We start from the raw sequence: 23872 nt of genomic DNA, 5'->3' as shown, positions 1-23872 counted from the left end.
ACTGCACAGACCAGGGATCAGGGCGCGTCGCCCGGGATGAAGACGTAGCCCACGCCCCACACCGTCTGGATGTAGCGGGGGTTGGAGGGATCGGGTTCCAGCATCTTGCGCAGCCGGGAGATCTGCACGTCCAGGCTGCGGTCGAAGGGCTCGAACTCGCGTCCGCGGGCCAACTGGGCCAGCTTGTCGCGCGAGAGCGGCTGGCGCGGGTGGCGCACCAGGGCCTTGAGCATCGAGAACTCGCCGGTCGTCAGCGTGATCTGCTCGCCGTCCTTGGTCAGGCGGCGCAGCGAGAGGTCGAATTCGAACGGCCCGAAATGGACGACCTGGGCTTCCTTGGCGGGCGCGCCGGGGGCCTCCTGGGCGGGGCGGCGGCGCAGCACGGCATGGATGCGGGCCAGCAGCTCGCGCGGGTTGAAGGGCTTGGGCAGGTAGTCGTCGGCGCCCACTTCCAGGCCGACGATGCGGTCCACATCCTCGACCTTGGCGGTCAGCATGATGATGGGGGTGCGGTCGCCGGCCGCGCGCAGGCGGCGGCAGATGGACAGGCCATCCTCGCCAGGCAGCATCAGGTCCAGCACGATCAGGTCGATGGTCTCGCGGGTCTGCAGGCGGGCCAGGGCCTTGGCATCCTCGGCCAGCAGGACATCGAAACCCTCCTGGGTCAGATAGCGGCGCAGCAGGTCGCGGATGCGGGCATCGTCATCGACAACGACGATCCGGTCCTGACGGGCGGTGGTGGTGGCATTCATGGGCAGACCCCAATTTGTAACAGAGGCGGATTGTGGGGGCCCGGCACGGGGTTTCCGGCTGGGTCTGACCCTCTGTTACAAATGTTCCTGCTGCTTCACACAACGGGAGGATGCTGTGGCCTGCTGGGGTGGGTTTGTGCGTTAATCGCAGCATGAAGACGACTTTTCCCCTCGCATGGCGTTCCGGCAGCCGTTGGGCCGGTGTGGTGTTGCTGCCCCTGGCGGCCGGGGCCGGTGCCCAGACGGTGGCGGCACCGTCCGGGGTGCTGAACCTCAGCGCCCAGTCCACGGTGGAGGCGCCGCAGGACTGGATGAGCCTGACGCTGTCCGTGACGCGGGAGGGCAGCGATGCCACCGCGGTGCAGCAGCAGCTCAAGCAGGCCGTCGAGGCCGCGCTGGCGCAAGCGCGTCGGCAGGCCCGTCCGGGCCAGCTGGAGGTGCGCACCGGCGGCTTCTCGGTTTTCCCGCGTTATGGCAACAAGGGCGCCATCACCGGCTGGCAGGGCTCAACCGAGGTGGTGCTGGAGGGCCGGGACATGCCGACCATCGCCCGCCTGTCCGGGGAGATCGGCACGCTCACCATTGCCCGGGTGAACTACAGCCTGTCGCGGGAAGCGCGGGAGAAGCTGCAGGCCGAGGCCACGGCCCAGGCCATCGCCCGCTTCCGCACCGACGCGGCCGACTACGCCCGTCAATTCGGCTTTGCCGGCTACACGCTGCGCGAGGTGTCGGTGAACACCGATGGCGCCGCGCCGATGCCCGAGCCGCGCTTTCGGGTGACCCTGGCCGCCGCCAAGGTGGGCGATGGCGAGGCCCTGCCGGTCGAGGCCGGCCAGGGCCGCGTGTCGGCCACGGTCACGGGCAGCATCCAGCTCAAGTGACGCGCGGCGGCCCCGATCCCGGGCCCTGGCTCACTGCGCGACCCAGCCGCCGTCCATGTTGATGGCGGCGCCGCGCAGGTTGTGGGCCGCCGGCGAGCACATGAACACCGCCATCGCGCCCAGCTCTTCGGGCGTGGTGAACTGCAGCGAAGGTTCCTTCTCGGCCAGCAGCTGGCGCTTGGCCTCTTCGTTCGAGAGGCCGTTGGCGGCCGCGCGCGCATCCACCTGCTTCTGCACCAGCGGGGTCAGCACCCAGCCCGGGCAGATGGCGTTCGCCGTCACGCCGGTGGTGGCGGTCTCCAGCGCGGTGGTCTTGGTCAGGCCGATGATGCCGTGCTTGGCGGCCACATAGGCCGACTTGTTGGCCGAGGCCACCAGGCCATGCACCGAGGCAATGTTGATGATGCGGCCCCAGCCGCGGGCCTTCATGCCCGGCAGCGCCAGGCGGGTGGTGTGGAAGGCCGAGGACAGGTTGATCGCAATGATCGCGTCCCAGCGCTCGACCGGGAATTCGTCCACCGGCGCGACATGCTGGATGCCCGCGTTGTTGACCAGGATGTCCAGCGCGCCGAACTGGGTCTGGCAGGCCTGGATCATGTCCGCGATCTCGGCCGGCTTGCTCATGTCGGCGCCGTGATAGCCCACCGCCACGCCCAGTGCGGCCACTTCGGCCTTCGCAGCCTCCACGTCACCGAAGCCGTTGAGCATCACCTGGGCGCCTTCGGCGGCCAGCGCCTTGGCGATGCCCAGTCCGATGCCGCTGGTGGAACCCGTGACCAAGGCTGTTTTTCCTTTGAGCATATGCAAGTCTCCTTGAAGTGGATGGGCTGCGAGGTTGCTACAGTCGATTATGTGGCGCCCATTCTTGCCACGCATGACACCATGAACGACTTCACCGAACAAGCACCCCGCCTGCATTTCGTGCAATGCCTCGACAGCCGCGGGCTGCACCGCATGGCCTATCACGAGTGGGGCGATCCGACCAATCCGAAGGTGCTGCTGTGCGTGCATGGGCTGACGCGGCAGGGGCGCGACTTCGACACCCTGGCGCAGGCCATGGCCGGCGAGTACCGCGTGGTGTGCCCCGATGTGGTGGGCCGTGGTGAATCCGACTGGCTGGCCGACCCGATGGGCTATGCGATCCCGTTCTACGTGGCCGACATGGTGACGCTGCTGGCCCGGCTGGATGCGCAGGAGCTGCACTGGGTGGGCACCTCGATGGGTGGCTTGATCGGGCTGAGCCTGGCCAGCCTGAGCGGTTCGCCGATCACCCGGCTGGTGCTCAACGACGTCGGGCCGGCCATCGAGCCGGTGTCGCTGCAGCGCATTGGCCAGTACCTGGGGCAGCCGGCCCACTGGGCCACCCTGGACGAGGCGGCCGATGCGCTGTGGGCCATCTCGGATGGCTTTGGCCCGCACACCCGGGCCCAGTGGCTGGCGCTGACTGAGCACCAGATCCGTCCCGACGGGGCAGGCTTCAAACTCCATTACGACCCGGCGATCCGACAGGCCTTTCTGGCGCTCACGCCGGAGCTGGTGGCCGCCGGCGAGGCCGCGCTGTGGGCCGGCTACGACCGCCTGCGCTGCCCGACGCTGTTGCTGCGTGGGGCCGAATCCGATCTGCTGTCGCGGGCCACGGCCGAGGCCATGACCCAGCGCGGCCCGCGGGCGCAGCTGCATGAATTTGCCGGTGTGGGCCATGCCCCCACGCTGGTGGCACCCGACCAGGTGGCCGTGGTGCGCGACTTCCTGCTGGCGCCATGAGGAGCATTTCGGAAACCCAGAGCCCGACCGCGCCGATCGTCTCGCTGGCTTCCGATGCCAGTGAGGTGGCGGCGGAACCCCTGCCGCGGCCACCGCTGCTCGAAGACGGCCTGTCGGCGCTGAACCGGGCCACCGCTTTTGCCGAGCCCCTGCTGACCGGCCGCGTGCTCGACAGCGGCGAGGATGCCTTCGCCCACGCCCAGGGCGTGGCCGCCATCCTGGCCAGCATCGGGGGCGGGCCGTCGCTGCAGGCGGCGTCCTTCCTGGTCTATGCCGCGGATTTTCTGCAGCGTCCTGAGGACATCGTCGAGAAGGCCTTCGGCCCTTCCTACGCCAGCCTGGTGGTGCTGACCCGCAAGCTGGTGCAGATCCAGCGCGCCGCCCGCGAGGCCCGGCTGGGCGACGCGCAGCGCGCCGAGCAGACCGAGCGCGTGCGCAAGATGCTGCTGGCCTTCTCCAAGGACCTGCGGGTGGTGCTGCTGCGCCTGGCTTCGCGCCTGCAGACCCTGCGCTGGTTCGCCGCCAGCAAGCGGGAATGTCCTGCAGCGCTGGCCGAGGAGGCGCGGGCCGTGTTTGCCCCGCTGGCCAACCGGCTAGGCATCTGGCAGATCAAGTGGGAGCTGGAGGACCTGTCCTTCCGCTTCCTGCAGGGCGATGAGTACCGTCGCATTGCCAAGCTGTTGGCCGAGAAGCGCGTGGAGCGCGAAGCCAGCGTGGAGGCCGCCCGCTTGCAGATGGCCAGCGACTTGCAGGCCCATGGCATCCCGGCCGTGGTCTATGGCCGGCCCAAGCACATCTACAGCATCTGGAAGAAGATGCAGGGCAAGCACCTGCCCTTCGAGAAGGTGATGGACGTGCGCGCGCTGCGCGTGGTGGTGGCCGACATCCCGGCCTGCTACGCCGCCCTCAGCCGGGTGCATGAGCGTTACCGCGCGATGGCGGCCGAGTACGACGACTACATCGCCAAGCCCAAGCCCAATGGCTACCGCTCTTTGCACACGGTGGTGCTGGACGATGAAGGGCGGCCGCTGGAGGTGCAGATCCGCACCCAGGCCATGCACGAACATGCCGAGTACGGCGTGGCCGCGCACTGGGCCTACAAGGAGGCCGGCACCAGGGGCTATGGCGGCGTCAGCGCTGCCGGTGATTTCGAGCAGCGCGTGGCCGAGGCGCGCAAGGCCGTGCTGCGTCAGCTGCTGGCCTGGGAACGCGACTTCTCCGGTCAGGGTGCGGGCCAGGTACAGGGCCACTTCGACGACCGCATCTACGTCTTCACGCCGCAGGCAGCGCTGGTGGAGCTGACCGCTGGCGCCACGCCGGTGGACTTCGCCTACGCGCTGCACACCGATCTGGGGCACCGCTGCCGTGGCGCCAAGGTGGATGGCACGATGGTGCCGCTGACCACCCCGCTGGCGAATGGACAGACGGTCGAGATCACCGCGGTCAAGGAGGGTGGCCCCTCGCTGGACTGGCTCAACCCCGAGGCCGGCTTCCTCAAGAGCCCGCGGGCGCGGGCCAAGGTGCGGGCCTGGTTCAACGCCCGAGCCCAGGCCGACACCATCGCCCGCGGCCGCGAGGCGGTGGAGAAGCTGCTGCAGCGCGAGGGCAAGACCGCGCTCAAACTCAGCGAGCTGGCCAGTCAGCTCGGCTTCAAGGAGGCGGACAGTCTCTTCGAACTGGTCGGCAAGGACGAGTACTCGCTGCGCAACATCGAACAGTTGCTGCGCCCGCCACCGGTTCCTGCGGAAGACGACAGTCCACTGCTGCGGCGGGCGACGGGGCCGGCCCCGACCGCCCGCGGCGGCGTGCTGGTGGTGGGGGTGGACAGCCTGCTGACCAACCTGGCCCGTTGCTGCCGGCCGGCGCCACCCGACGCCATCGGTGGCTTCGTCACCCGGGGCAAGGGCGTGGCAGTGCACCGGCTGGATTGCTCCAACTTCCGCCACATGGCCGACCGCATGCCCGAGCGGGTGATTGCCGTGACCTGGGGCGCGGCCGCCAAGGCCGGCGAAGCCGCCTACCCGGTGGACGTGCAGATCGAAGCGGCGGACCGCACGGCGCTGCTGCGCGACATCTCCGAGGTCTTTGCCAAGGAGCGCATGCAGGTGGTGGGTGTGCACAGCCAGACGGTCAACGACATGCACGGCCGCACCGCGCGCATGACCTTCACCATCGAGGTGGCTGATGCCTCCCGCCTGCAGCAGGTGCTGGCGCAGGTGGGGCAGGTGGCCGGGGTGCGGCAGGTGCGTCGACGCTGATCACCGAAAATTTTCAGCGGAAACTTGCACAGTTCCTGAAAAGCGGTCTATACTGCGAGGCTCAGCAGGCGCGTAGCTCAGTTGGTTAGAGCACCACCTTGACATGGTGGGGGTCGTTGGTTCGAATCCAATCGCGCCTACCAAAATTCTGCTGTTGCCAAGCCCCCGGTTTCTTCTGGAACCGGGGGTTTTTTGCTTTGGGGGCCAGGCGTTGTGTGGCGCGGAGCTAGGCTCAGTCGGGCTGAAACCGCGACCAGTAGGCCGTGTGGGGCACAGTGGCCTCTTTCCGCAGCACCGGGCCGTGGACCTCGATGGCGCGCGGCGAGCGCGCATAGATTTCCTGGCACGACCACTCCAGGTCGCCCGCGCCCTGATCGAGCTTGCGGAAGGCGCGCATGCCTTCGGCGTCGATGCCGAACACCACCCGGCCGATGCCGGACCAGAAGATGGCCCCCGCGCACATGACGCAGGGCTCGCCGGAGGCGTACATCGTGGCCTGGGCCAGCACCTCGCGTGAGAGGCCCTTGGTGGCGGCATCGTGCAGCGCCATCACCTCGGCATGGGCGGTGCAGTCGCCCGTTTGGCTGTTGCTGTTGGCGCCTTCGGCCAGCAGCTCGCCGCTGGCGCTGCCGATCACCGCGCCGAAGGGGCGGTTGCCGTGGGCGGTGGCCACGGACGAGAGCTCGATCGCGCGCCGCAGCAGGCGCGCATCGGCGTCGTTGATCTCAGGCATGGGCGGGCTCCTGGGCCAGGGGTTGTGCCGGGGCCCAGCTCTTGAGCTTGCCGGGGTTGAGCAGGCCTTGCGGGTCGAAGCGCTGCTTCATGGCCAGCACCTGCGGGTTGAGCTTGAGGTTCTGCTTGCCTTCTTCCACGTAGCAGGTGTGCGGGTTGTTGATGATGACGCCGCTGTCGCGGTAGGCCTGCATGATCTCGGCCAGGCGGGTTTCGTCGCGGGTGCAGATGATCTCCAGCCCGCTGCAGCTGTACTCGCCTTCCTTGGTGCGCAGGAATTCGACGTGCATCTGCACCTCGCCGGCAAAACGCTGGGCCAGTGTGCGCACCTGCTCCAGGTAGCAGCTGGGGTTGTAGGCGCTCTGGATGTAGGTGAGGTTCTTCTCCACCTTGAAGGCGTGCAGCGTGGTGTGGTTCCACACGTACTCCAGCAGGGTGCGGCGGCTGGCGGCCACCTCGGCGGCGGTGGCGCGGTAGCTCAGCGTGCCGCCGCGCTCGGCCAGCATCTGGGCGATGGTCTCTTCGCAGAACTCCGCGGCCAGGAAGACCACTGCATGGCGCCCCTGGGGCAGGCCCAGCTTGGTGAAGTAGTCGGTGATGGGGGTGGCCATGAAGCTGACTTCCTTGGTCACCAGGCCCGGGGCGCGACCCAGGTCGGCGCCAAAGCGCAGCGCGGCGTCGAAGTTGTCAAAGGTGGCCACGCCTTCCAGCCAGTCGTGGGCCGGGGCGAGGCCCACCTCCAGCTCCAGCACGATGCCGTTGGTGCCGTACACATGGTGCATCACCAGCGCCTCGGGCCCGCGCAGTTCGATGATCTGCGGCTCGGGCTCCACCGTCATGGCACGCACCGCCAGGATGTTGCCCGGCGCGGCCAGCGGGCCGTAGCGCAGCGAGCCCGCGCCGCCGAAGCCGCCGCCGAACAGGCCGCCCAGCGTGGCGCTGCGGAAGGTGGAGGGCAGCCAGCGCAGCTCCCAGCCCAGCGGCCGCGCGGCGTCGTCGAAGGCCGCCAGGCGGATGCCGGCCTGCGCACGGCCTACGCCAGGCTTGGCCCACAGGAAGGCGTTGTAGCTGCTCATGTCCAGGATCAGGCCGCCGTGCAGCGGCGTGCACTGGCCGTAGTTGCCGGTGCCGGTGCCGCGCAGCGTGATGGGGATGGCCAGGCGGGCGCAGGCGCCCACCACGGCGCGGATCTCGTCTTCGCTGCGGGGCCGCACCGCGATGTCGCCGTGCTTGCCGGCCAGGGTGCGTTCCAGCACCGGGCTGTACCAGGCGAAGTCGCGCGAGAGGTTCTCGACGCGGTGGGGTTCGGTGATCCAGTCGAGCGTGGGCAGCTCGGCGCGCAGGGTGTCGATGGGGTAGGCGGAAGGGGTCATGGTCGGGATGTCGAAGAGGGGTGCTTCATTCCTGGGCCTGGGCGCTGCTGTGCCAGCCGCCCAGGGCCCAGCGGGCCAGCAGGCCCATCAGGGCGAAGAGCAGCACGCCGGTGAGCGAGATCAGCAGCAGCGCGGCGAACATGCGGGGGATGTTGAGCTGGAAGCCGGCCTGCAGGATCTGGTAGGCCAGGCCCGCGCCGCTGCCGCCGGTGCCGGCCACGAACTCGGCCACCACCGCGCCGATCAGCGCCAGGCCGCTGGAGATGCGCAGGCCGCCGAAGAAGTAGGGCAGGGCGCCGGGCACGCGCAGGCGGATGAGCTGCTGCCAGCGGCTGGCGCGCTTCATGCGGAAGTAGGCCAGCAGGTCCGGGTCCACGCTGCGCAGGCCCAGCGTGGTGTTGGAGATGACCGGGAACAGCGCCACCAGCGTGGCACAGACCACCAGCGACAGCGTCGGGTCCTTGACCCAGATGATGATCAGCGGGGCCACCGCCACGATGGGCGTAACCTGCAGCAGCACCGCATAGGGCAGCAGGGCCAGCTCGATCAGCCGGCTCTGCACGAAGAGGAAGGAGATCAGCACGCCGATCACGGTGGCCGCCGCGAAGGACAGCAGCGTGATCTTCAGCGTGACCCACAGCGCCGGCATCAGCATGCCCGCGTCCTCCACCAGGGTCTTGAACATCAGGATGGGCGAGGGCACCAGGTAGGCCGGCAGCTCTAGCGCATCCACGGCGCCTTCCCAGGCGCCCAGCAGCACCAGCAGCACCAGCAGCGGGTAGACCACCTGCTGCACGCGCGGACGCAGCAGCAGCGGGGTGCGGGTCGGGGTGGTGGGCCGGCTCATGCGGAGACCTCCTCGGTGTCCTGACCGGCCTGGCTGGCGCGCAGCAGGCTGTCCTGCAGGCGGCGGGCCTGGGCGGCAAAGCGCTCGGACACCATGAAGTCCGCGCTGCGCGGATAGGGCTCGTCGATGGTGAACTCTTCCACCACGCGGCCGGGCCGCGCGGCCATCACCACCACGCGGGTGGAGAGGAACACCGCCTCGTGGATGGAGTGGGTGACGAAGACGACGGTGAGGCCGCGCTGCTTCCACAGGGCCAGCAGGTCGGCGTCCAGGCGGTGGCGGGTGATCTCGTCCAGCGCGCCGAAGGGCTCGTCCATCAGCAGCAGGTCCGGCCGGGTGAGCAGGCCGCGGGCGATGGAGGCGCGCATCTGCATGCCACCCGACAGGGCCCGTGGCAGGGCGCGGTCGAACTTCTCCAGGCCCACCAACGTCAGCACCTCGTCCACCCGGGCATCCGCCTCGGCGCGGGCCACGCCGGCCAGGTCCAGCGGCAGGCGCACGTTGCGCCGCACATCGGCCCAGGGCATCAGCGTGGGCGACTGGAACACGAAGTCCATGCCATGGCCGGTGCGCGCCAATTGCTCCACCGGCTGGCGCCACAGCAGGAGGCGGCCATCGCTGGGCGCGTGCAGGCCGGCGATCATCTTCAGCAGCGTGCTCTTGCCGCAGCCCGAGGGGCCCAGCAGGGTCACGAACTCGCCGGGGGCGATGCGCAGGTCCACCGGCAACAGCGCGCGGGTGCCGTTGGGGTAGGTCTTCTCGGCCGAGAGGATCTCGACTGCGTACGGGCGCGGGCCCGCGGGCGTGGGGGTGTCGGTGTCAGCCATGGTGCGGTTGCGAGGACGACAAGGGCGGCCGGCCCACGGGGTGGCAGGCCGGCCGCGCTGCAGGCTCAGGGCAGGACCTTGACGCCCTTGGTGAAGGCAAAGTCCACCGTCTGCTCGGGCTTGACCTTGGCCGGGTCGATCAGCTTGTTGGCCACCAGGAAGTCATAGCCTTCCTTGACGCGGGCTTCGGTCATGGTGCCGATGCCGTTCTTGGCCGCATCCCCACCGGTCACCAAGCCGTATTCCTTCAGCTTGGCCACGCTGAAGGCCAACTGGTCGTCGGTCATCTGCGGGTTGTCCTTCTTGATCAGCGCATTGGCCGGAGCCGGGTTGGCCAGGTAGCTCTTCCAGCCCTCGATGCTTGCCTGCACGAAGGCCTGCACGGCCTTGTGGCGCTTGGCCACCGTGCTGTCCATGCAGGACACCGTGGTGGCATAGGACGGGTAGCCCGCGTCCGCCATCAGGAATGCGTTGGCCTTGGCGCCGGCCTTGTGGAGGGCATAGGTCTCGGAGGTGATGTAGCCCTGCTGCACCACGCTCTTGTCCGCCAGGAAAGGCTGGATGTTGAAGGTGTACGGGCGGGTCTGGGCATCGGTAAAGCCATACTTGGTCTGCAGCCACGGCCAGAAGCCCTGGCGGGCCGACGAGGCGATCAGGATCGTCTTGCCCTTCATGTCGGGGAAGCCGTGCACATCCTCATGGCCGATCAGGGCCTGCGGGTCCTTCTGGAACAGCGCGGCCACTGTGACGATGGGCACGCCGTTCGAGCGGGCCTGGGTCATCTGCAGCTGGCTGGAACCCATGATGCAGTCGGCCTGACCGGCGGCCAGCAGCTGCACGCCGTTGACCTGTGGGCCGCCCATCTTGATGGTCACGTCCAGGCCGTGCTTCTTGTACAGGCCGGTGGCCACCGCCTGGTAGAAGCCGCCATGCTCGGCCTGGGCGAACCAGTTGGTCAGGTAGACGAACTTCTCCTCGGCGGCGTGCGAGGCGCCCGCGGCCAGCAGAGCCAGGCCAGCGGCCAGCACGCGGCCGGTGCGCTTGAAGGAGAAGGAAGTACGGCGTTGCATCGTGAAGAACTCCTACGGCTAAGGGAGGAAGGGACGGTGAAAGGTGAACGAGGGATCGGGGTGCGCCCGTTCAGGCGGCGGTACGGCCGGCCACATCGCCGGTGAAGTGGCCGCGCTCCCAGGTCTCGGCGCTGCGCGCGGGCCAGCGGGCTGCATGCAGCTCGGTGATGGCCTGGGCCCAGCCCGTGGCCAGCGAATCGAGGATGGCCTGGCCCTGTTCGGCGGTGGCCGGGGTCGGGTCGCCGATCACACCGCTGTCGCCGAAGTCGCGGGCGGCCCAGGCGCAGGCGGGCCGGCCATCGGGCGACAGCAGCTTGGACGGGAACTCGGGCGGGTAGTGGGCCTCGGCCCGTTCCATGTGCACGGTCTCGGGGGCCAGGGCCAGCACCAGCGCGGTCTCGGCATGGCCGGCGTGCATGGCCAGGCGCTTCTCGCGTTCGCTCAGGTACTGGCCCGCCACATGCGGCACCCGCCAGGTGAAGCTGGGCACGACGATGAAGTCGCCGTGGCGCAGGCGCAGTTCGCGCGCCGCCATCTCCAGCACTTGGGGCTGGCCGCCGTGGCCGTTCACGAACAGCAGCTTGCGAAAGCCCGCGCGGTAGACCGACTCGCCCAACTCCTCGATGGTGGACAGCAGCGTGCGGCCGGTGAGGGTGACGGTGCCGGGAAAGTGCAGGTGCTCCTCGGACTTGCCGTAGGTGATGGGCGCCATCGCATAGGCCGGCACCGAGGCCGGCAGGCGCGACAGCGCATGGCCCACGACACCGGCGGCGATCAGCGTGTCCACCGCGCAGGGCAGGTGCGGCCCGTGCTGTTCGGTGGCGCCCACAGGCAGCACGATGACGGTGTTCTCGCGGTCGGGCAGGGTCGTGATGTCGGTCCAGCTCAGGTAGGGCAGAAAGCGGGCAGGGGGGCAGAAGCCGTGCAGCATGGCGTTCACTCCGGGCGGGGCAGCGGCAGATAGGCCGTGCCTTCCACCTCGATCAGGATGTCGTCGGTGGGCATCAGGCCGCTGACCCCGACCACGGTGGAGACCGGGGGCTGGTTCGGATAGAACAGCTTGCGCACCCGGTTGTAGAGCGGGAAGTGGTCCAGGTCGCGGAAGTACTGCACCAGCTTGAACACGTCCTCCATGCGGCCGCCCTCGGCCTCGATGGTCTGGCGGATGCGGTCCAGCACGTACCAGCTCTGGGCCAGGATCGGGCCTTCCTTGATGTCGCAGGAGAACTCGCCAGTGCGGCCAATCAACGCCGCCGCCTCGGGCGGGATGTCGTCATAGCCGCGCACGATGCGGCTGGCGGCCGGGTCCACCGCGATGACGCCAGACAGGAAGATGTAGTCGCCCACGCGGCGGCTGGCGGCGTAGCGGGCCAGCGGCGCGGCGCCGGCAGAAGCAGAGGTGTTCATGGGGTCACCGTGTCGAAAGAGGTGGGCGCCAGCCGCTGCCCGGCGCGCAGCACCACCCGGTGTTGCGCACGCGAGGGCCAGCCGCTGGCACCGGCGCGGGTGAAGATGACGAGGTCGGCCACGCGGCCGGTCAGGGCCGGCGACGCCTCCCAGCCAGCGCTGGCGCACCGGTCGAGCCAGTCGGGCCGACACAGGGCCTGGGACCAGCTGTCGAAGGCCTCGGGCAGCTGGGCCACCTGCACGCCGGTGGCGAAGGCGTCGACCGGGTCGTAGCTGCCGATGGCGCAGAACGGGTCCTCGACGTTGTCGCTGGCCAGCAGCACCGGGATACCGCGCTCGCGCGCTTCCTTGACCAGGGTGATGCCGCGCTGGCGCGGGGTGCGGCCGGTCACGGCGTCCTGCAGCAGCAGGTTGGTGATGGGCAGGGAGACCAGTGTGATGGGGGCCTGGGCCACCGCGTCCAGCGTGGCCAGGGCCTGGGCTTCGGGTTGGGCCGACAGCGCGCAGACATGGCCGCAGACGGCCCGGCCGGCGTAGCCGATCTCGCGCAGCGTGCGGGCCACCAGGGCCAGGCCCTCGGCGGCAGGGTTGAGTTCTTCGTCCACATGCAGGTCCAGGTCCAGGTCGGCCTCGGCCGCGGCCTGCAGCAGCTGGCGGGCCGAGCGGGCCGTCCAGTGGTGCGAATGGATGAAGCCGCCCAGCAGGGCACCGGGGCCGCTGGCGGCGATGTGGCGGGCCAGGCGGTGCGCCTGGGTCAGGTCCTCGAAGGCAGTCTGCGGGATCAGCGCGGCGCGCTCCAGCTGGATGCGGCCGGCCCACTCTTGCGCCAGCTCGCCCAGCACCGACCAGCCCAGTGGCTCCTGGCTGGGTTCCCACCAATCCACATGGCTGCGGATGCGGGTCACGCCAGCTTCCCAGGCCCAGCGCAGGGCTTGGCTGGCACGGGCATGGATGTCCGCGCGGGTCCAGTGGGCGCGGTCCGCCATCATGGCCTCGATGGCGGCCAGGAGGCCCGGCTTCACGGCGCCGATGCGGTCCAGCGTGAAGGTCTTGTCGAGGTGGGTGTGGGCGTCCACCAGGCCGGGCAGCACCGGCGCGCCGGCCAGGTCCCAGTCGGCGGCGGAGGCCGCTGCGGTGTCCGGTGCCATCGGGGCCAGGGCCTGGATGCGGCCGTCTTGCAGACGGAGGCAGGCCAGGGCCGGACGGCCTGCGGCGTCCATCGGCCAAGCGGCCGGCAGCAGCCAGCGCGGCAGGCGGGCGTTGAGCAGCCGCGTGGGCGCCGTGGCGGTGAGGGTGGGGCTGGCCATGGCGTTCAGGCGAAGCGTTCCATGGCGGCGCGCACCTTGGCCTTGAAGGCCCCCAGCGTGGTCGGCGTGGCCACGTTCATGTGGTAGTACGGGTGGTAGCTGATGCGCGCGGTGCCGCCGGTGAGCAGGCGCAGGTAGCGCTGGATGACGCGGCGCGGCGGGTCGCCCATGTACCAGGCCACATAGCGCGGCCGGCCGTAGGTGACCACCGCCGAGATGTGCTTCAGGTGGGTCAGCGCCGGCTTGACGTGGGCCGGGTCGCTGATGTCGAAGGCCACACCGGGCATCAGCACCCGGTCGAAGAAGCCCTTGAGCATGGCCGGCAGGCCCATGCACCAGGTGGGAAAACAGAACACCAGGCCCTCGGCCCACTGCAGCCGCTCCACATAGCGTTTGACGGGCAGTTGGTTGCTGGGCACGGTGTGGTAGCCCAGGCGTTCCTCGCGCGAGAGCACCGGGTTGAAGCCTTCGGCGTAGAGGTCGCAGTCATCGACCTCGTGGCCGGCGGCCCGCAGGCCTTGCAACACTTCCTGGTGCAGGGCCGCGTTGAAGCTGGTTTCCACCGGGTGGCAGAAGATCACAAGGACACGCATGGCGATCGGCTCTTAAATTGGACTGTTGGTCAAAATAAGCAAGCGCGATGCCAGGCGGCACGGCGGGGCCAGCGCCGGGTGGCGCGGCGTCGGCGCTGCGTCTTCAGCGCCGCTGGGGCGTGCTGGGAAAGGGGACGACGGAGCCCCGGGAAGGGCTCACGCCCAGGGTGCGCGATGCACGCACTTGAGGCGTGCCGCACCAGAATCCGTCCGGCGGATCGGCAGATCAGTCGGGCGAGAGCCCGCAGGCCAGCAGCACCGTGGTGGCGATCTCGTCAGCGATGGCGTCCTGCGGCGGGTGGGCGCCCATCATCACCGCCACCTGGGCCTGGTAGTCGGCGTAGTACTGGGTCATGCCCCAGATCTGCTGCAGCAGCAGCAGCGGGTCGCGCGGGCGCAGCAGGCCGGCATCCATCCAGCGCTGCAGCAGCCGGGCCTTGGACTGGGTCGAGGCCAGCATCTCCGGCCAGTAGCGGGCGATGTGGGTGCCACCGGCCAGCATCTCGGCGGTGAAGATGCGCGACACCGGCCCATTGACCAGGGCGTAGTGCAGCTTGCGGTGCACATAGTCGCGCAGCAACTGGGCGGGGGTCTGGCCCGCTTCCTCGGTCAGCGAAAAGGCCTCGCGCCATTCGTTGACCACCTCGTGCAGCAGGTTGGCGTAGAGCTCGTCCTTGCTGCCGGCGTAATAGAGCAGTTGCTGCTTGGTCAGGCCGGCGCCCTCGGCGACGGCCTGCATGGTGGCACCGGCAAAGCCGTGGCGGCTGAAGACGTCGATGGCCGAACTGCGGATGGCCGCCAGGATCTGCGCGCGGCCGGCATGGTGGCGCTGCCGGGGCTGGCGCACGGTGCGCCGCGGCGGGGCCACCGGCTCGCTGCTGGGCGGTAGCGTCGGGCGGAACAGCGGCGAGGGGGCCTCCGTCACCGAAGGGGGCGGGGCGGGCCGCAGCACGCCACCGGCGCGCGTGGCGGCAGCGCGCGCCTTGCGGATCGGGGACGAAGCGGGGGGAGTCATGAACGATGAAGCGTGCGGCCGGGGGCACACAGGCCCCCAGCGGCAAGCATCTTATAGGCCACCTCTGTGCCGGCGGCCTTTCTTCATGCCGCGCAGCTCAGACGGCCGCCAGCGCCTGGTCGAGGTCGGCGATCAGGTCGTCCACATGCTCGATGCCCACCGACAGGCGCACCGCGTCCTCGCTCACACCGGCCTTCTCCAGTTCCGCGGGCGAGAGCTGGCGGTGGGTGGTGGAGGCCGGGTGGGTGGCCAGCGACTTGGCGTCGCCGATGTTCACCAGGCGGGTGAAGAGCTTCAAGCCATCCAGGAAGCGCGCACCGGCTTCACGGCCGTGGCCGGCCGGCGCTTTCACGCCGAAGGTGAACAGGCCCGAGGGGCGGCCGCCCAGGTACTTCTGGGCCAGCGGGTGCTCGGGGTGGTCTGCCAGCCCGGCGTAGTTGACCCAGCCCACCTTGGGGTGCTGTTGCAGGTACTGGGCCAGCGCCAGGGTGTTGTCGCAGATGCGGTCCATGCGCAGGGCCAGGGTCTCGATGCCCTGCAGGATCTGGAAGGCGTTGAAGGGCGAGATGGCCGCGCCGGTGTTGCGCAGCGGCACCACGCGCGCCCGGCCGATGTAGGCCGCCGGGCCCAGGGCCTCGGTGTAGACCACGCCGTGGTAGCTCACATCCGGCTCGTTCAGCCGTTTGAAGCGCGCCTTGTGCTGGGCCCAGGGGAATTTGCCCGAATCGATGATGGCGCCGCCCAGGCTGGTGCCGTGGCCGCCCAGGTACTTGGTGAGCGACTCCACCACGATGTCGGCGCCGTGCTCGATCGGCCGGCACAGGTAGGGGCTGGCCACCGTGTTGTCCACGATCAGCGGGATGCCGTGCCGGTGGGCGATCTCGGCCAGGCGGGCGATGTCGGTCACATTGCCCTTGGGGTTGCCCAGGGTCTCGGCGTAGAGCGCCTTGGTGCGTTCGTCGATCAGGCTTTCGAACTGCTCGGGCTGGCGGTAGTCGGCAAAGCGGGTCTGGATGCCATACTGCGGCAGCGTGTGGGCCAGCAGGTTGTAGGTGCCGCCGTACAGGGCGCTGGAGGAGACGATGTTGTCGCCGGCCTCGGTGATGGTCAGGATGGCATAGGTGACTGCGGCCTGGCCCGAGGCCAGGGCCAGGGCGCCGATGCCGCTTTCCAGCGCCGCGACGCGCTTTTCCAGCACGTCGGTGGTCGGGTTCATGATGCGGGTGTAGATGTTGCCCGGCACCTTCAGGTCGAACAGGTCGGCGCCGTGCTGGGCGCTGTCGAAGGCGTAGGCCACCGTCTGGTAGAGCGGCACGGCCACCGACTTGGTGGTGGGGTCGGGGTCGTAACCGGCATGGACGGCCAGGGTTTCGAAGCGTTGCGGTGCAGAGCTCATGGTGTTTTGTGTGTGGGGTGTGAAAGCAGCCCCCAAGGCTATCGCCTTCTCGGGCCGGCGCGAAGCACGTGACGCGCATAAGCAGCTGCGCTTTGCTGCGCTGCAGCCAACCGTGCAATCCCGGGGCTCGACACCGGGGGGGCACCACTAGAATCGGTCGCGCCTCCCGATGCCCCGGGGGCGCCAGCACCACGGAGCCCCATCCCGATGACCCAAGAGCACCCGGACGCCAGCGGAACGGCCTCGACAGCCGCCCTGCGCATCCTCAAGAAGTACCCGAACCGGCGTCTGTACGACACCCAGGCCAGTTGCTACATCACGCTGGCCGATGTGAAGCAGATGGTGCTGGACGGCCTCGAGTTCGAGGTGCGGGACGCCAAGACCGGCGAGGACCTGACCCGCAGCATCCTGCTGCAGATCATCCTGGAGGAAGAGGCGGGCGGCATGCCCATGTTCAGCGCCCGTTCGCTGGCGCAGATCATCCGCTTCTACGGCCACGCCATGCAGGGCATGATGGGCAGCTACCTCGAGAAGAACCTGCAGACCTTCGTGGACATGCAAAGCCGCCTGGCCGAGCAGGCCAGCGGCCTGTACGACCCCAAGAGCTTCACGCCCGAGATGTGGTCCCAGTTCATGAGCGGCCAGGCCCCGATGATGCAGGGCCTGATGGGCAACTACCTGGAGCAGTCCAAGAACCTGTTCGTGCAGATGCAGGAGCAGATGCAGAAGCAGGCTGGCAACCTGTTCGGCGGTTTCCCGCCGCCGACGGAGAAATAAGCCCTCCCCCAGGGCCGGGACGGGTTTGAGACAATCCGGCCCCATGAGCTCCGCATCCGACACCGCCGCCGTCGCCACCCCGGGCACCAGCGGCGAGACCCCCACCATCGGCTTCGTCAGCCTGGGCTGCCCCAAGGCGCTGACCGACTCTGAGCTGATCCTCACCCAGCTCTCGGCCGAAGGCTACAAGACCGCCAAGACCTACCAGGGCGCCGACCTGGTGATCGTCAACACCTGCGGCTTCATCGACGACGCCGTGCAGGAGAGCCTGGACGCCATCGGCGAAGCCCTGGCCGAGAACGGCAAGGTCATCGTCACTGGCTGCCTGGGCGCGCGCGAGGGCGCGGACGGCGGCAACATGGTGCGCGAGGTGCACCCCAAGGTGCTGGCCGTGACCGGCCCGCACGCCACCCAGGAGGTGATGGATGCGGTGCACCAGCACGTGCCCAAGCCGCACGACCCCTTCGTGGACCTGGTGCCGGCCGCCGGCATCAAGCTCACCCCCAAGCACTACGCCTACCTGAAGATCAGCGAGGGCTGCAACCACCGCTGCACCTTCTGCATCATCCCCAGCATGCGCGGCGACCTCGTCTCGCGCCCGGTGGGCGATGTGCTCAACGAGGCCCGGGCCCTGTTCGAAGGCGGGGTGAAGGAGCTGCTGGTGGTCAGCCAGGACACCTCGGCCTATGGCGTGGACGTGAAGTACCGAACCGGCTTCTGGAACGGCGCGCCGGTCAAGACCCGCATGCTGGACCTGGCGGCCAAACTGGGCGAGCTGGCCCGCGAGCATGGCGCCTGGGTGCGCATGCACTATGTCTACCCCTACCCGCATGTGGACGAGGTCATCCCGCTGATGGCTGAGGGCCTGATCCTGCCCTACCTGGACGTGCCCTTCCAGCACGCTCACCCGGATGTGTTGAAGCGCATGAAGCGCCCGGCCAGCGGCGAGAAGAACCTGGAGCGCATCCTGCGCTGGCGCGAGCTGTGCCCAGAGATCGTGATCCGCTCGACCTTCATCGCCGGCTTCCCGGGCGAGACCGAAGAAGAATTCCAGTACCTGCTGGACTTCCTGCGCGAGGCGCAGATCGACCGCGCCGGCTGCTTCGCCTATTCGCCGGTGGATGGCGCCACCGCCAATGAGCTGCCGGGCGCGCTGCCCGACGACGTGCGCGAGGAACGCCGTGCCCGTTTCATGGCCGTGGCCGAGCAGGTCTCCATCGAGCGCCTGAGCCGCCGCGTGGGCGCCACCATGCAGGTGCTGGTGGACAGCGCGCCGGCCCTGGGCCGCCGCGGCGGGGTGGGGCGCACCTACGCCGACGCGCCGGAGATCGACGGCACGGTGCGCATCCTGCCGCCGGCCAAGGCCTCGGTGCAGCTGAAGGTGGGCGAATTCGCCAAGGTCCGCATCGTCGGGGCCGAAGGCCACGACCTGGTCGGCGAACCTTTCTGATCCTTCAGCGCAGGCCTGTCCCATGAGTGATTCCAAGTCCACCGACCTGATCCACCACCCCTACCAGGCCCCGGGCGATTTCGAATCGCCCGCCGTGCCGGTGTGCAAGGGTTCCACGGTCTACTTCCCCACCATGGCGGCGCTGCGCCAGCGCAGCTGGGTGGACAAGAGCGCCTACACCTACGGCCTGCACGGCACGCCCACCACCTTCACGCTGGAGGCCCGGCTGGCCACGCTGGAAGGCGCCCAGCATGTGCTGCTGGCGCCCAGCGGGCTGTCGGCCATCACCGTGGTCAACATGGGCCTGCTGAAGGCGGGCGACACCCTGCTAATGCCGGACAACGTCTACAACCCCAGCAAGGACTTCGCCCGCCACGAGATGGCAGCCTGGGGCATTGGCCACCGCCTGTACGACGCGATGCAGCCCGACAGCCTGGCCCAGGCGCTGGACGAGACCGTCAAGTTGGTCTGGCTGGAGGCACCGGGCTCGGTGACGCTGGAGTTCCCCGACCTGCCGGCCCTGGTGCGAACGGTGCGGGAGAAGGCGCCGCAGGCCGTGATCGCCCTGGACAACACCTGGGGCGCCGGCCTGGCCTTCGATGCCTTCGCGCTGGGCGAGGGGCTCGCGGTGGATGTGACCATCCATGCGCTGACCAAGTACCCCTCGGGCGGCGGGGACGTGCTGATGGGCTCGGTGGCCTGCCGCGACACGGCCCTGTACGAGAAGCTGGCCTGGACGCACAGCCGCCTGGGCCTGGGCGTGGGTGCCAACGATGTCGAGCTGGTGCTGCGCAACCTGCCCAGCCTGCCGCTGCGCTATGCGGCGCAGGACGCCGCCGCCCGGCGCATCGCGGCCTGGGCGCAGGCCCAGCCGCAGGTGACACGCGTGCTGCACCCGGCGCTGCCGGATTCCCCAGGCCATGCCCACTGGGCGGCGCTGTGCCGCGCCGCGGCCGGCCTGCTGACGCTGGAGATGGACCCGCGTTTCAGCGCCGCGCAGGTCGACGGCTTCGTCGACGGGCTGCAGCGCTTTCGCATCGGCTGGAGCTGGGGCGGGCCGGTGAGCCTGGCCGTGCCTTACCAGGGTGGCGCCATGCGCACGCTGGGCAGCCCCTACCGCGGCACGCTGGTGCGCCTGTGCATCGGCCTGGAAGCCGTGGACGATCTGATCGCCGACCTGGCCGCCGGCCTGGCCCGGCTGGACGCGCGCTGAAGAGCGGGCTCAGTCCCGTCCGTCCGCGGGGGACCAGCGCACCCGCCGTTCGCCCAGCGCCAGGCGCTGGATGCGGCGGTGGATGGTGGAGCGGCTGACGCCCAGCAGGCGGGCCGCTTCGGACACATTGCCCTGGCAGCGCTGCAGCAGCTGCTCCAGCGCCATCGCAGGATCAGCGGTTTCCACGGGATCAGCCGCTTTGCCGACCTGCGGGGGCGGTTCCTGGGGCGGCGCAGGCAGGCGAGGGGGCAGCGCGCGAGTCTGGGGCTCTCCCGCGGCCGTGGCCAGCACCGTTTCCGGCAGATGTTCCGGGCCGAAGCACGGCCCTTCGCTCAGCGCGGCTGCATGGCACAGGGCGTTGTGCAGCTCGCGCAGGTTGCCGGGCCAACTGTGGGCGCGCAGCAGGGCGCGGGCTTCGGGCGTGGGCCGCAGGCCCGGGCACTGGGCCTCGGCCAGGCGGTCGATCAGGGCGTCCAGGTCCTGACGCAGGCGCAGCGGCGGCAGGCTCAGTTGGGCCGCGTTCAGGCGGAACAGCAGGTCCTGGCGGAACAGGCCCTGCTCCACCAGCACCGCCAACGGCCGATGGCTGGCCGAAATGACCCGCAGATCCAGCGGCTTGGGCTGGCGCGCGCCCAGCGGCGTGATCTCCGACTCGGACAGCACCCGCAGCAGCTTGGCCTGCAGGTGCAGCGGCATGTCGCCGATCTCGTCCAGGAAGAGGGTGCCGCGGTGCGCGGCCTCCACCAGGCCCGTTTTGCCGCGGCTGGCGCCGCCGGTGTAGGTGCCGGGCAGGTAGCCGAAGAGCTCGCTCTCCAGCAGGGTCTCGGGGATGGCGGCGCAGTTGATGGCGACGAAGGGCCCCGGCCGGCCGCTGGCCGCGTGCAGGGCCCGGGCCAGGTACTCCTTGCCGGCGCCGGTCTCGCCCTGGATCATCACCGGCAGGCGCTGCGGGGCCAGCCGGGCGGCCTTGTGCAGCAGGGCGTCCAGACTGGCGTCGCCGGCCGACAGGGCGCGCAGCGCCTGCGGCACCGGGCTGGCGGTCGTGGTGGCGGCGCTCGGGGCTGCGTCGCGCACCGGCGTGGCGCCACCGCGCTGCGGCTCGATGGCGTGGGCGAACAGGATGCTGCCGTCGCGGGCGCGCACGATGCGGTCCTGCGCCAGACGGTGGCGCAGCAGGCTGGGCAGGCCGTCCACATCCAGCTCGAAGAAGCGTTCCAGCGGCAGGCCCAGCAGGTCGCGCCGCTCGGCCCAGGGCAGGCCGATGGCCTGGGCCAGGATGCGGGCCGCGGCCTGCGTCATGCCACGCACCCGGCCCGCGCCGTCCAGCGTCAGCGCGGCGTCCGGGTCCACGTCCAGAAAGTCGGGTGAGCGGGACAGGCGCAAGACCCAGTCGCTGCGCGAGCGCTCCATCAGGTGGGCCAGCTCGATGCGCCGGGCTGTGGACGTCACCAGGTGCAGGGCCAGGCTCTGGCTGCTGCGCGATTCGGGCGAGCGCAGCAGCGACAGGTCCAGCACCGCGGCCAGCTCGCCACGGTGGTCGTAAATGGGCGCGGCGGTGCAGGACAGCGGTGTGTGCGTGTAGTCGAAGTGGTCGCTCTGGTGGATGATCAGCGCCTCGCCGCCTTCCAGGCAGGCCCCCACCGCGCAGGTGCCGGCGCGGTCTTCCCGCCAGTCGGAGCCCAGGTAGAGCCCGGCCTGGCGCAGCGCGTCGGCGTCGCCCTCATGCCCGAGGAAGTCCACCGTGATGCCGTGGCGGTCGGCCAGCAGCAGCACGTACTGCAGGCCGGCCAGTTGCTGGTACAGGCGCTCCAGCCCGCTGCGGGCAATGCGGATCAGCGGCTCGGATTCCTCGCGGTGCACCCGCAGTTGGCCCTCGGGGACGATGTAGGCCTCGCAGGTGGCGGCCGGATCCAGCCGATGGCGTTCGATGCAGCGCTGCCAGCTGCGCAGCACGGCCGCGTCGCGCGCGGGCGTGCTGCGGTTCAGACCGAGGCCGAAGGACTCGATCTCCTGGACGTGGGAGGCGTAGGAGCGTGCGTTCATGCGAGGGGCCACCGTGGGCGTCACTTGATTGTGAGCAAGGGCCCTGCGGCGCTGCATGGAGGTTTACCCACAGCCTGGCGAGGCGGTGCGCGACAGGCCGGCACGACAGGTGTCGCAGGACTGTTGCAGCGGACCATCGCCGATGCAACACCTGTGGCGCGGGACCGGATGCGGCGAGCCCGGGCAGTCGGGGCCAGCGGGGCGGGCGCAGAGGGGCCGGTGCACGGGCCTGCACGAGGGAAGAGGTGCCTCGAAGCCGGGCGCAGCGCGGTGCCGACCCGGTGGCTGGCACAGGCATTGCCGAAAGAGGTGCGGCGCCGACGAGCGCTGCAACACGACACAGGAGACACGCATGACCCTTCCTTCCACCTCCGATCCCCAGGCCGCAGCACAGGCGGTGCTGGACGCGCTCAACCAGGGCCTGGCCGCCGAGAAGAGCGAGGCTGTGGCCGGCCTCTTCGCCGACGAGAGCTACTGGCGCGACCTCGTGCTCTTCACCTGGAACCTGAAGACGATGGAGGGACCGGCGCAGATCACCGAGATGCTGCGCCACCAGCTCAGCCCGGCCCTGCCGGTGCGCTTTGAGCTCGATCCGAAGGAGACGGTGGAGGAGGCCGACGGCGTGGTCTCGGCCTGGCTGACCATTGACACCAGCCTGGCCCGGGGCACCGGCCACCTGCGCCTGAAGAACGGCCGCATCTGGACCCTGCTGACCACGATGCAGGAGCTCAAGGGCTTCGAGGAGCCGCTGGGCCAGCGTCGCCCCAAGGGGGCCGAGCACGGCATCCACAAGCACCGCCAGACCTGGCTGGAGAAGCGCGAGCAGGAGGCCGCCGAGCTGGGCCGCAGCACGCAGCCCTATGTGCTGGTGATCGGGGGCGGGCAGGGCGGCATTGCCCTGGGCGCGCGGCTGCGCCAGCTGGGCGTGCCGCACATCGTGATCGACACCCATGAACGCCCGGGCGACCAATGGCGTGGGCGCTACAAGTCGCTGTGCCTGCACGACCCGGTCTGGTACGACCACCTGCCGTACCTGCCCTTTCCGGACAACTGGCCGGTGTTCGCGCCCAAGGACAAGATCGGCGACTGGCTGGAGATGTACACCAAGGTCATGGAGGTCAACTACTGGCCGTCCACCCGGGCGACGCAGGCGCGCTGGAACGAGACCACCCAGGCCTGGGAAGTGACGGTGCAGCGCAACGGCGAGACCCTGGTGCTGCGGCCCCAGCAGCTGGTGTTCGCCACCGGCATGTCCGGCAAGCCCAACATCCCGAAGATCCCCGGTCAGGACGTGTTCCGTGGCGAGCAGCAGCACTCCTCGCAGCACCCGGGGCCGGACGCCTACCGCGGCAAGAAGGTGGTGGTGATCGGGGCCAACAACTCGGCACACGACATCTGCGCCGCGCTGTGGGAGCACGAGGCCGATGTGACCATGGTGCAGCGTTCGTCCACCCACATCGTGCGTTCGGACTCGCTGATGGAGATCGGCCTGGGCGCCTTGTATTCGGAGCAGGCCGTGGCCAACGGGGTCAGCACCCGCAAGGCGGACCTGATCTTCGCCTCGCTGCCTTACCGCATCATGGCCGACTTCCAGAAGCCGCTGTACGACCAGATCCGCGAGCGGGATGCGGGCTTCTATCGCGCGCTGGAGAAGGCCGGCTTCATGCTGGACTTCGGCGACGATGGCTCGGGCCTGTTCATGAAGTACCTGCGGCGGGCCTCGGGCTACTACATCGACGTGGGCGCCTGCGACCTGGTCATCGACGGCAGCATCAAGCTGCAGTCGGGCAAGGGCATCAGCCACCTCAGCGAGAACGCGGTGGTGCTGGACGACGGCACCGAGCTGCCGGCCGACCTGGTGGTCTATGCCACCGGCTACGGCTCGATGAACGGCTGGGTGGCCGACCTGATCAGCCCCGAGGTGGCCGACCGGGTGGGCAAGGTGTGGGGCCTGGGCTCGGCCACCACCAAGGACCCGGGGCCCTGGGAAGGCGAGCAGCGCAACATGTGGAAGCCCACCCAGCAGGATGGGTTGTGGTTCCACGGCGGCAACCTGCACCAGTCACGCCACTACTCGCTGTACCTGGCGCTGCAGCTCAAGGCCCGCATGGAGGGGCTGCCGGTGTCGGTCTACGGCCAGCAGGCCGTGCACCACACCCGCTGAGCC

Annotated in this window: 21 protein-coding genes and 1 tRNA gene; 8 read left to right on the top strand and 14 right to left on the bottom strand. The window is 69.7% G+C overall.

What is annotated here, in order from left to right:
* Positions 1–17: 17 nt before the first annotated feature.
* Positions 18–752: an osmolarity response regulator transcription factor OmpR gene (ompR, locus tag KGA65_RS13365; RefSeq protein WP_225863626.1), complete on the bottom strand. Its 735-nt coding sequence runs from the start codon at positions 750–752 to the stop codon at positions 18–20.
* A gap of 152 nt (positions 753–904) precedes the next feature.
* Here ompR and KGA65_RS13360 point away from each other — a divergent pair, with 152 nt between their 5' ends.
* Positions 905–1633, top strand: coding sequence for an SIMPL domain-containing protein (locus tag KGA65_RS13360; protein ID WP_225863625.1), 729 nt, complete (start codon positions 905–907; stop codon positions 1631–1633).
* Between the two features lie 30 nt (positions 1634–1663).
* On the opposite strand, the gene KGA65_RS13355 is transcribed toward KGA65_RS13360, so the two are convergent.
* Positions 1664–2434, bottom strand: coding sequence for a 3-hydroxybutyrate dehydrogenase (locus tag KGA65_RS13355; RefSeq protein ID WP_225863624.1), 771 nt, complete (start codon positions 2432–2434; stop codon positions 1664–1666).
* Positions 2435–2515: 81 nt separating this feature from the next.
* On the opposite strand from KGA65_RS13355, the gene KGA65_RS13350 reads away from it, so the two are divergent.
* From KGA65_RS13350 to KGA65_RS13340, 3 genes are all read left to right on the top strand, one after another.
* The gene (locus tag KGA65_RS13350) at positions 2516–3397 is read left to right on the top strand and encodes an alpha/beta fold hydrolase (RefSeq protein ID WP_225863623.1); all 882 of its coding nucleotides are present in this window, start codon (positions 2516–2518) and stop codon (positions 3395–3397) included.
* The gene (locus KGA65_RS13345) at positions 3394–5655 is read left to right on the top strand and encodes a RelA/SpoT family protein (protein ID WP_225863622.1); all 2262 of its coding nucleotides are present in this window, start codon (positions 3394–3396) and stop codon (positions 5653–5655) included. The genes KGA65_RS13350 and KGA65_RS13345 overlap by 4 nt, the downstream gene beginning before the upstream one ends.
* A gap of 66 nt (positions 5656–5721) precedes the next feature.
* A tRNA-Val gene (locus KGA65_RS13340) sits at positions 5722–5798 on the top strand.
* 89 nt (positions 5799–5887) lie between these two features.
* Here the strand turns inward: KGA65_RS13340 and KGA65_RS13335 are convergent.
* The 11 genes from KGA65_RS13335 to KGA65_RS13285 form a co-directional block, all read right to left on the bottom strand.
* Positions 5888–6388, bottom strand: a complete 501-nt coding sequence (locus KGA65_RS13335; RefSeq protein WP_225863621.1) for a nucleoside deaminase — start codon at positions 6386–6388, stop codon at positions 5888–5890.
* Positions 6381–7760, bottom strand: coding sequence for an FAD-binding oxidoreductase (locus tag KGA65_RS13330; RefSeq protein WP_225863620.1), 1380 nt, complete (start codon positions 7758–7760; stop codon positions 6381–6383). The genes KGA65_RS13335 and KGA65_RS13330 overlap by 8 nt, the downstream gene beginning before the upstream one ends.
* Before the next feature lie 25 nt (positions 7761–7785).
* Complete coding sequence (locus KGA65_RS13325; protein WP_225863619.1) at positions 7786–8607, bottom strand: ABC transporter permease; 822 nt, start codon at positions 8605–8607, stop codon at positions 7786–7788.
* Complete coding sequence (locus tag KGA65_RS13320) at positions 8604–9434, bottom strand: ABC transporter ATP-binding protein (protein WP_225863618.1); 831 nt, start codon at positions 9432–9434, stop codon at positions 8604–8606. Before KGA65_RS13320 ends, KGA65_RS13325 begins: the two co-directional genes overlap by 4 nt.
* Positions 9435–9499: 65 nt before the next feature.
* Entirely contained in the window at positions 9500–10504 is a 1005-nt protein-coding gene (locus KGA65_RS13315; RefSeq protein WP_225863617.1) for an ABC transporter substrate-binding protein, read from the bottom strand.
* Between the two features lie 70 nt (positions 10505–10574).
* Entirely contained in the window at positions 10575–11435 is an 861-nt protein-coding gene (locus tag KGA65_RS13310) for a creatininase family protein (RefSeq protein ID WP_225863616.1), read from the bottom strand.
* Between the two features lie 5 nt (positions 11436–11440).
* Positions 11441–11911 (bottom strand): RidA family protein, encoded by a 471-nt coding sequence (locus KGA65_RS13305; protein ID WP_225863615.1) that lies wholly within the window; start codon positions 11909–11911, stop codon positions 11441–11443.
* On the bottom strand, positions 11908–13218 hold the full coding sequence (locus KGA65_RS13300; RefSeq protein WP_225863614.1) for an amidohydrolase family protein: 1311 nt from the start codon (positions 13216–13218) through the stop codon (positions 11908–11910). Before KGA65_RS13300 ends, KGA65_RS13305 begins: the two co-directional genes overlap by 4 nt.
* 5 nt (positions 13219–13223) lie before the next feature.
* The gene (locus KGA65_RS13295) at positions 13224–13811 is read right to left on the bottom strand and encodes an NAD(P)H-dependent oxidoreductase (RefSeq protein WP_225863613.1); all 588 of its coding nucleotides are present in this window, start codon (positions 13809–13811) and stop codon (positions 13224–13226) included.
* Positions 13812–14037: 226 nt separating this feature from the next.
* The gene (locus KGA65_RS13290; protein ID WP_225863612.1) at positions 14038–14826 is read right to left on the bottom strand and encodes a TetR family transcriptional regulator C-terminal domain-containing protein; all 789 of its coding nucleotides are present in this window, start codon (positions 14824–14826) and stop codon (positions 14038–14040) included.
* A 97-nt stretch (positions 14827–14923) separates the two neighbouring features.
* Positions 14924–16222: an O-acetylhomoserine aminocarboxypropyltransferase/cysteine synthase family protein gene (locus KGA65_RS13285; protein WP_225863611.1), complete on the bottom strand. Its 1299-nt coding sequence runs from the start codon at positions 16220–16222 to the stop codon at positions 14924–14926.
* A 207-nt stretch (positions 16223–16429) separates the two neighbouring features.
* Here KGA65_RS13285 and phaR point away from each other — a divergent pair, with 207 nt between their 5' ends.
* Genes phaR through KGA65_RS13270 form a run of 3 tightly spaced genes read left to right on the top strand, consistent with a single transcriptional unit; the run spans position 16430 to position 19662 of the window.
* Positions 16430–16999 (top strand): polyhydroxyalkanoate synthesis repressor PhaR, encoded by a 570-nt coding sequence (gene phaR / locus KGA65_RS13280; RefSeq protein ID WP_225863610.1) that lies wholly within the window; start codon positions 16430–16432, stop codon positions 16997–16999.
* Positions 17000–17042: 43 nt separating this feature from the next.
* A complete protein-coding gene (rimO, locus tag KGA65_RS13275) occupies positions 17043–18449 on the top strand; it encodes a 30S ribosomal protein S12 methylthiotransferase RimO (RefSeq protein ID WP_225863609.1) in 1407 nt (468 codons plus the stop codon).
* Between the two features lie 22 nt (positions 18450–18471).
* Entirely contained in the window at positions 18472–19662 is a 1191-nt protein-coding gene (locus KGA65_RS13270) for a PLP-dependent transferase (protein ID WP_225863608.1), read from the top strand.
* A 9-nt stretch (positions 19663–19671) separates the two neighbouring features.
* Here the strand turns inward: KGA65_RS13270 and KGA65_RS13265 are convergent, their stop codons facing one another.
* Positions 19672–21705: a sigma-54-dependent Fis family transcriptional regulator gene (locus KGA65_RS13265; protein WP_225863607.1), complete on the bottom strand. Its 2034-nt coding sequence runs from the start codon at positions 21703–21705 to the stop codon at positions 19672–19674.
* A 352-nt stretch (positions 21706–22057) separates the two neighbouring features.
* Between KGA65_RS13265 and KGA65_RS13260 the strand changes: the two genes are divergently transcribed.
* Positions 22058–23869: an NAD(P)/FAD-dependent oxidoreductase gene (locus KGA65_RS13260; RefSeq protein WP_225863606.1), complete on the top strand. Its 1812-nt coding sequence runs from the start codon at positions 22058–22060 to the stop codon at positions 23867–23869.
* Positions 23870–23872: the final 3 nt, after the last annotated feature.

Origin of the sequence: Ideonella benzenivorans, assembly GCF_020387415.1 — a bacterium.
Lineage (GTDB): Bacteria > Pseudomonadota > Gammaproteobacteria > Burkholderiales > Burkholderiaceae_C > Ideonella > Ideonella benzenivorans.
Note: the sequence above shows the minus strand (reverse complement) of the source record. Positions and strands in the feature narration are given on the sequence as shown.